5 protein-coding genes are annotated in these 6,160 nt (G+C 56.7%); 2 read left to right on the forward strand and 3 right to left on the reverse strand.

The genetic code is table 11. The features are described from left to right. Window positions 1-179: 179 nt before the first annotated feature. The 3 genes from LEP6406_RS0203155 to LEP6406_RS0203165 form a co-directional block, all read right to left on the reverse strand. Window positions 180-1,088 (reverse strand): carbohydrate ABC transporter permease, encoded by a 909-nt coding sequence (locus tag LEP6406_RS0203155; protein ID WP_008317835.1) that lies wholly within the window; start codon window positions 1,086-1,088, stop codon window positions 180-182. A gap of 119 nt (window positions 1,089-1,207) precedes the next feature. Beyond that, window positions 1,208-2,521: an ABC transporter substrate-binding protein gene (locus LEP6406_RS0203160; RefSeq protein ID WP_008317833.1), complete on the reverse strand. Its 1,314-nt coding sequence runs from the start codon at window positions 2,519-2,521 to the stop codon at window positions 1,208-1,210. Between the two features lie 509 nt (window positions 2,522-3,030). Next, window positions 3,031-3,741, reverse strand: coding sequence for an MBL fold metallo-hydrolase (locus LEP6406_RS0203165; protein WP_008317831.1), 711 nt, complete (start codon window positions 3,739-3,741; stop codon window positions 3,031-3,033). A gap of 156 nt (window positions 3,742-3,897) precedes the next feature. On the opposite strand from LEP6406_RS0203165, the gene LEP6406_RS0203170 reads away from it, so the two are divergent. Together LEP6406_RS0203170 and LEP6406_RS0203175 are read left to right on the forward strand one after the other, a co-directional pair. Continuing rightward, window positions 3,898-5,391, forward strand: coding sequence for a site-2 protease family protein (locus LEP6406_RS0203170; RefSeq protein ID WP_027268798.1), 1,494 nt, complete (start codon window positions 3,898-3,900; stop codon window positions 5,389-5,391). Between the two features lie 64 nt (window positions 5,392-5,455). Then, window positions 5,456-5,935 (forward strand): hypothetical protein, encoded by a 480-nt coding sequence (locus tag LEP6406_RS0203175; protein ID WP_008317826.1) that lies wholly within the window; start codon window positions 5,456-5,458, stop codon window positions 5,933-5,935. Window positions 5,936-6,160 lie beyond the last annotated feature (225 nt).

Raw genomic sequence — 6,160 nt, forward strand, 5'->3', positions numbered from 1 at the left:
TTTCCAAGGGGGCATGGGGGTGATGGGGTGATGGGGTGGGGGGGTGTATAGCCTAACGGCATTCAAGAAAGGCGAAGCCTGCCCGGAGGGCTTAGGGGTGATGGTAGGGGCGCGGTTTCCGCGCCCAATGCAGGATGGCGCTTGTAGGGGTGCGGGGCTCACGCCCAATGTGGGATGGTCTATTCTTCGACTCCGGTGGCGGTGCGGAGTTTGGAGAGGTAGAAGGTTGCGATCGCGACGACTGCGACCAAGATCAAAAAGGTGACGACAACGAGGGCTGCGCCGTAGCCAAAGTCTAGGTAGCGCATGACGGTGGCGTAGATATAGAGGGACACCATCTCGGTTGCGCCGCCGGGGCCACCCCCTGTCATCACCTGAATCAGGTCGAAGATGCCGAAGGCTTGGGCAAAGCGAAATAGCATGGCGATCAGGATTTGGGGCATGATCAGCGGCAGGGTAATTTGCCGAAAGCTTTGCAGGGGCGTGGCCCCATCCATGGCGTGGGCTTCGTAGAGGTCTTGGGATATGGATTGCAGCCCTGCCAACAGTAGAATGGCGACGAAAGAGGTGGTTTTCCACACGTCGGCGGCGATGATGCCCACCATGGCCCAGTTGGGATCCCCCAGCCAGTTGACGGGGCTGGCGATGATATTGAGACGCAGCAAGATGTCATTCCAGACGCCAAACTCGCCGTTGAAAATCCAGCGCCATGCCAGGGCGATCAGGGCGGTGGGCAGTGCCCAGGGCAAAATTGCAATGGTTCTGACCAAACCCCGGCCCCGAAAGGTCTGATCCAAGGTCAGGGCTACACCCAGGCCCAACACCAGTTCCAGCACCAGGGAAGCGGCGGTAAAAATGGCGGTATTCCCTAGACTGAGCCAAAAGCGTCCGTCTTGCACCATGCGACCGTAGTTATCTAAACCGGAAAAGACGGGCTCTAAATTGGTGCTGAGGTTTTCGGTAAACAGGCTCAGGCCAAGGGCGCGCAAAATTGGGTAGGCATAGACCAGCAGCAGTACGAGCACCGCTGGTAAAAGCAGCATCCAGCCCGTGCGGCGTTCCCGTTGTCGGAGGTAGTCTTGGGTCATGGTTCTGAACGGTCTCTGAAGAATCTCGGAAGCATCTCTGGAATCTTGAAGAAGAGGGACGGCGCGATCGCAATTAGCCTCTGCGGCCCCAAGGCTTACGCCTCACCAAGCCTGATCGCCTAGGTCTCAGTTTCGGGACTGCCCAGCACCCGCCGGGTCTCCCCCGCCGCCGCCCGCATTGCCGCCTCTGGGGTCATCTGGTTGGTGATGGCCGCACTCAGGTAGCGCTGGAGGATATCGGAGGCTTGGGCGTATTGGCCCACGGGGGGACGAGGCACCGTGGTTTCCGCCACCTCCAGCAATTGGGCGTATTGGGGAAATTTCGCCAGAATTTCGGGGTCGGTAAACAACTCTCGCCGACTGGGCACATAGGCATATTCCAGCGCAAAATCCCGCTGCCCCTGGCGGCTGGTGAAAAATTCCACCACCTGCCACGCCTCATCGGGATGGGGGGTATCGGCAACCATGCCAAAGCCCCAGCCCCCCAGACAGGCGGCGGGACTCTGACCCTCGCCGTGGACCATAGGCTTGAGGGCAATCTTGCCCTGTACGGGGGACCCTTCCTTATTGGCCTCCGCCCAGACATAGGGCCAGTTGCGCAAGAAGGCGGCGTTGCCAGTCTCAAATAGCCGCAGGGAATCTTCCTCCAGATAATTGGTGACGCCCCCCGGAGTCACGCCATCGGCGATCACCTGACCCATAAATTCCACCGCCTGGATTGCCTCGGGGCTGTCGAGCCCCACTTCCAGCGTGTCAGGATTGACCCAGAAGCCCCCAAACCCGGCCACAATTTCTACAAAATTAGTAATCAGCCCCTCATACTGGGCTCCCTGCCACACATAGCCCCATGGCACATCGGTCTCAGCCTGAATCCGCTGGGAGGCGTCGATCAAGTCGGCAAAGGTTTCGGGGGGTTCTGCACCAATATCCTCCAACAGGTCAGTGCGGTAGTAGAGCATTCCCATGTCGGAGCGGAAGGGCATCCGATAGAGCCCATCTTGATAGCGTCCCGCTGCCACATCGGCTTCTAGGAAGTCGCTCAGATCCTCATCGCTGACCCGATCGCTCAAATCCTGTAACCACCCTGCCGCCGCAAACTTGGGGATCCACACGACATCGGAGTAGACCAGATCGTAGGGGGAGTCTCCCAACAGAAAGGAGGTGGTGTAGAGGTTTTCCACCGCATCTGCTGCATTTGGCCCCTGAACAATGTCAATGGTGATGTCGGGGTGTTCGGCCTCGAACTGATCCGCCAACAGTTGCAACTGCTGCGCCTCGACCGCCCGCACCAGGAAGGAAATGGTGACGGACTGCTGGGACCAAGCCACCCAGCTCACGCTGAGGACGGTGAGACCTGCGATCGCGGATAGCATCATCCACCGCAGCGATCGCAACTGCAAGGAAGATATCCAGGATTGAATTTGTTGAAACATTCTGTAATCTGCAACTAGGCAATATGGAAATTTTATGGTTAGGACTTCTTAACGCTATTCAAGGAATTTTATGTTGGCAGAAGTCAAGGATAGCCCTAATAAATAAAGCCACCCAGCCTGAATTGGCTTGGCGTTTTCCTGGCTAGACAAGGGATTCAGGTCCGTCTAACCCATCCCATTTCACCCCGATCCAATCATGGATTAGGATAATTTGGAAGGAATGCTAACCAAATTAAACGATTTTTTTGATTTGTGACACCTGTCAGAAGCGGGATGTCAGAGCGAAAAATCTCTATCTAAAGAAGGAATTATTGCGATCGCATTTGCGCTGCCAGAGTCTCTCCTAGTACTCTGCGGCGGAAATACTCTGGCCGTTCCATCGTGGCACACCTCGGCCCCTCACCCTCACCCTCTCCCCTTGGGAGAGGGGACCGGAAAATGTTGGACTGGTGCAACGATAGTGGGCTAATTTACGCCCTGCGGTACTAGTCTCTCTATAAAATCTTTTTTTATAGAAAAACATCGTGCGATCCCAACCCCTCCACATCAATATCTTGCAGACGGGAATAGGCATCGGCGACAAGGCGCTGTCCCCGCAAAAAGCCCGTATTGGCTCCGGGGCATAGGTAGGCCAGCGATTCCGCCGTAAACCGTTCCTGGAGATGGCGGACCTGCTGTAACTGACGGGGCCAATGGAAGGTTTTAGAAAACCGTAGGGGTAAAATCTGACCCTCAGGGGTAGGCAGCAGGTGGCGACCCGTAAACAGCACCCCACCGTGGCCCCGGTAGTAGAGACAGGCGGATCCCGGCGAATAGCCCGGAGTCCAAATCACCAGAGCAGAATCCCCTAGGGCTAGCTCCTGACGATAGGGATGCAGATGGGGTACCTCTGGCAAGAGATAAGCCTCCTGTTCCTGCACAACGATGGGGCATTGCAGGGTCCGTTGCAGCGTCGCCGCCGTGCCATGGCCATCCCGATGGGTCAGCACCCACCAGCGGACCCCTCCCTGGGCTTGAATAAACTCAGTGGTGCTATCCTCCTGCGGTGGGCAGTCCACCAGCAGATTAGCTGGGTTGCCCTCCGCATCCTTCTCTACAATGAAGTAGGCTGTTGCGCCGAGGGTAGACCGATTGGGCGGAAACCCGTAAATATTAGAGAGCACCAACCTGGGCTGTCGGGGCAACGGGGCTGACTGGGAAGACTCACAGGCTGAATTCATGGGTTCCACGTCTGGAGGCAAAGACTTGTTCAAGGAAAGGCTTAGGGTTGAGGTTGCAGTAGTGAGATTAATACACCCCGGTACCCAGAAGGCTAGGCGGGAACTGACAACCGGGCTAGGCTGGACATATTGCTGGCCATGGGGGAACAAGGGCTAATGCTGTTTTGGTTGCTGCTCTTAGGAATTTTTACGTATTTTGTGGTGCAGCGGAGCGTTGCGGGGATTACCCGTACCCCCACCTGGATTCTATGGCTGGTGATGATGACCCCGGCCTTCACCTTGGTGATCTGGGGGGTGACCCAGGGTATGGATCAGCCCTTTCCGCCGGGGCTAATGATTGCCCTGTTTATTATCTGCCCAGCGATGTACTGGATGCTAATCCAATGGGGGCGATCCCCTAGCAGCAAGGGGGACAGTAAAACCGCCACTGTTGAGGGTGCCGAGGGGGCAGACAGTCCTACGGACAAGCCAACATTGCGCCCTATTGATAAGGAGGAGGAAGCGACGTTACAACACTGCTTCCCCTGGTCTATCTATTACTTGCAAAATATTGAATACCGTCCCCAAGCCCTGATCTGTCGGGGCCAGTTGCGATCATCGCCAACGGTGGCCTATGACACCGTGCGAGACAATGTAGAGGCGCATTTTGGCGATCGCTTCTTGGTGGTTTTCCAGGAAGGATTGAATGGTAAGCCCTTCTTTGCCCTGGTGCCCAATCCCAGCGGCAAGCCCGCCCTAGCTGCCGCCAGTCCTTCAGCCCAGTCAAGCCCGGTTCAGAAGGATACCCGCCCTGGGGTGGCCCTGGCCCTGCTTTTGACGACCCTTTTCACCACCACTGGGGTAGGAACCTATATTGCTGGGGTCACAGAGACCGCTCTCCAGGAGAATCCCAATCTGTTTTTCCAGGGCTTACCTTACGGGTTGTCCCTGATGGTAATTTTGGGGGTGCATGAAATGGGCCATTACCTCATGGCTCGTCGCTATAACATTAAGGTCACCTTGCCCTATTTCATCCCGATTCCCTTTTTCTTGGGCACCTTTGGAGCCTTTATTCAATTGCGATCGCCGGTCCCTAACCGTCGCGCCCTTTTCGATGTAGGGATTGCTGGTCCCTTGGCGGGATTGGTCATGACCCTACCACTGCTGCTGTGGGGGTTAGCCCATTCGGAGGTGGTGGCGACTTCGGAGGCCGCAAGCTTGCTAAATTTCCAAGAGCTGGATCCCCAAGCCTCCATTGCCCTGATGGTGCTGAGTAAACTGGCTCTGGGGAGTGCAATCACCCCAGAAAGTGCGATCGCACTTCATCCCGTCGCCGTGGCGGGGTGTTTGGGGCTGGTCGTAACAGCCCTGAACCTGATGCCCGTGGGCCAACTTGATGGCGGCCACATTGTCCATGCCATGTATGGACAACGAACCGGGGCTATCATCGGACAGGTAGCCCGATTTTTAATGTTAGGGCTGGTGGTGGTGCATCCTGAATTGCTGATTTGGGCAATTCTGCTGTTCTTTATTCCAGCGGTGGATGAACCCGCCCTCAACGATGTTAGCGAGTTGGACGATCGTCGAGATCTCTGGGGCCTAGCGGCCCTAACGATTTTGATTTTGATTGTGCTACCCGCTCCGAATATGGTGATGGCACTGCTACCTTAGCCCTGGGTAGCACCCTAGTTTGGAGATCTGCGGTCGGCAGCGATCGATAGCGAGAGGAAGATCCATGACCCAAGAGGTAACTCGCTGGCTGGCAGAGGTGCGGACCCTCCAGCATCAATTAGCGGCATCCCGTCAAGAACGGGACCAAGCCTACTCCAGCGCAGCCAATTGGCGACAACTCTATGACGCGGAAGCCCAGCAGCGACGGGCTGATGTGACCCAAATGGAGATCACCATCACCACGCTGCGGACGGAGGTGGCGGCGCTGCGGGGCCAGTTGCAAGGGGGTACCCCACCGATTGCAGATGTCGGTTCAGCAACAACACCCAAGCCCGCCACTGATCTCACTACGGTGGAGGGTCTGCGACGAGAGCTGACGGAAGCCCTGCGCCAGTGCGATCGCTTGCAACAAAAGCTAGAGGCAGAACGGGCCGACCACGCCCAAACCCGACAAACCCTGACCACCGCCCTAGGGGAAACCATCGATGCTTTTAAGCAAGATAAATCCAGTTCCAGTCTCGCCCCCCGCTCTCCCGAGAATTAGGGTTCCCCGGTAGTGGACAGAACGGGTTTTGGTCTCCCCATTCTGGATTCCCCAGAAAACCCAACCTGCCCCCCCATTCGCACCACCCTGCCCTAGGCACGAAATTGGGCGCGGAAACCGCGCCCCTACGGGTAATTCAAAATTCAAAACTTAAAATTCCTAGAACCTTTCACCTGTCATCCCCTACATTGGGCGCGGAAACCGCGCCCCTACCCTCACACCCCA

The sequence above is a fragment of the Leptolyngbya sp. PCC 6406 genome (assembly GCF_000332095.2).
GTDB lineage: Bacteria > Cyanobacteriota > Cyanobacteriia > Phormidesmidales > Phormidesmidaceae > PCC-6406.

What these genes read in the sequence shown, in the direction of transcription:
- LEP6406_RS0203175 (WP_008317826.1), top strand. Translation starts at nt 5,456, where the DNA reads ATGACCCAAGAGGTAACTCGCTGGCTGGCAGAGGTGCGGACCCTCCAG.
- LEP6406_RS0203155 (WP_008317835.1), bottom strand. Translation starts at nt 1,088, where the DNA reads ATGACCCAAGACTACCTCCGACAACGGGAACGCCGCACGGGCTGGATG.
- LEP6406_RS0203160 (WP_008317833.1), bottom strand. Translation starts at nt 2,521, where the DNA reads ATGTTTCAACAAATTCAATCCTGGATATCTTCCTTGCAGTTGCGATCG.
- LEP6406_RS0203170 (WP_027268798.1), top strand. Translation starts at nt 3,898, where the DNA reads ATGCTGTTTTGGTTGCTGCTCTTAGGAATTTTTACGTATTTTGTGGTG.
- LEP6406_RS0203165 (WP_008317831.1), bottom strand. Translation starts at nt 3,741, where the DNA reads ATGAATTCAGCCTGTGAGTCTTCCCAGTCAGCCCCGTTGCCCCGACAG.